The sequence below is a fragment of the Peribacillus sp. NPDC076916 genome (assembly GCF_050269675.1).
GTDB lineage: Bacteria > Bacillota > Bacilli > Bacillales > DSM-1321 > Peribacillus > Peribacillus aracenensis.
This window is the reverse complement of record NZ_JBNNIU010000033.1, coordinates 1-1,655: the sequence shown is the minus strand read 5'-3', so window position 1 is coordinate 1,655 and position 1,655 is coordinate 1. Positions and strand designations below refer to the sequence as shown.

The following is a 1,655-nucleotide window of genomic DNA, read 5'->3' as shown; positions in this document are numbered from 1 at the left end:
AAATTAAAACATACTAAGATTAGTAGTGCGGACCAAGGCATTGGTCCACACTACTATTTTTTATATAGTAGAAATGAAGAATAGGTCGATCATGCCTTAGGATCTAGAATCCGTAATTAAAACGGACCTTCTTCATTTACCTTATTTGAATCAGGTTTTAGTATGTTGGATCCTAGAGATCGTGTATAAGAAATTAGAGTCGATAAGTGTAAGATGAAGGCTTCAATTTAAGAAAATTGTAGGAGGATAACATGAAACATGTAATTGCCTTTGACGTGAGTATGGGAAAGAGTTACATGGTCATTTATAATGGCTTGAAAAAATGTATTTATGAAGCAGAAATTAAACACACCAAACCTGAGTTTGAAAAGTTGAGAGCTCGAATTGATGAATTAATCGAAGGATATGGGGACCAACCTTATATTGTGTTCGAATCAACTGGTGTCTATTCTCGGCAATTGGAACGCTTTATGCGTGATAACTATTATTCCTACTGTCTTTTAAACCCTCTAGAGGCTAAAAAGCAATGTGATGCCTTAAGGATTCATAAAACTGATAAAAGTGATGCCCATCAATTGGCTTTAACTCACTTCTCTGTCTCCCGAAGGGAGACAAACGGGACAGACACCCTGTTTCAACAGTTGAAGTCACTTTCGAGATTTTACAGTGAGCTTGATGATGAATTATCGGTAACTCGTAGTCGCATGCATAAAGTCATTCAGTTGACCTTTCCTGAACTGGAAAAACTCTTCACCATTAAATCTGATTTATTTCTAAACATTGTCCAATTGTTTCCACATCCAGATTTTGTTCAGGGACTTTCAAAAACAATTATTAAAAATAAAATACGTGCCAATACAAATAAAAATATCTCGGGAGCGATGGCAGAAAAGAAAGCACTCACACTAATTGAGGCGTCCCAGCAGTCCTATCCAGCTGTTTCTTCATCGAATGTTTTGTGCGAGCAACTACGGTCATACGCTAGACGTTATCAAGAACTTCTCCAACAGAAGAAACAATGTATTAATGATATGGTCCAATTAGCAGAAAAACGCAGCGAATACAAAGTGATCTTGAGTTTTCCTGGCATTGGCCCCAATACAGCCGTTCGCTTAATAGCAGAAATCGGAGACATCCACCGTTTTGAGAATAACAAACAATTAAATGCTTATGCGGGTATTGACATACGCCGATTCCAATCAGGAAAAACCTATTTTAAGGACAAAATTAATAAGCGTGGTAATAAACACTTACGAAAACTGTTGTTCCTAATAATTCAGAACATGATTAAGCAGAGACGTTACGGACAGAATCATATCGTTGAGTATTACGACAAATTAAAAACGCAACCCTATAACAAATGTCATAAAGTTGCGTCCATCGCCTGTGTGAATAAGCTTTTGAAGAACATCTTCTTTCTTATTTCACACAATATGAACTATGATTACGGGTTGGCCTCCAAATCATAGTTTTATAAATAATAACATAATCAAATGACCTAGTAAAAAAATCCAAGTTGGCTAGGTCTATTTTGCATGTATATATTTAAAAATTCGTCACCCAATTATTATTAGTAAACCTGAACACTCTGTACATTCTAAATACTAATAAATTAATTCAAACAAAGACATTGACTAATCGTAAGAAAGGCATGA

Annotated in this window: 1 protein-coding gene; it reads left to right on the top strand. The window is 35.6% G+C overall.

Translation table 11 applies throughout. From position 1 onward, the window contains the following. Positions 1-251 precede the first annotated feature (251 nt). Positions 252-1,469 (top strand): IS110 family transposase, encoded by a 1,218-nt coding sequence (locus tag ACQKFG_RS28125; RefSeq protein WP_342613872.1) that lies wholly within the window; start codon positions 252-254, stop codon positions 1,467-1,469. Positions 1,470-1,655: the final 186 nt, after the last annotated feature.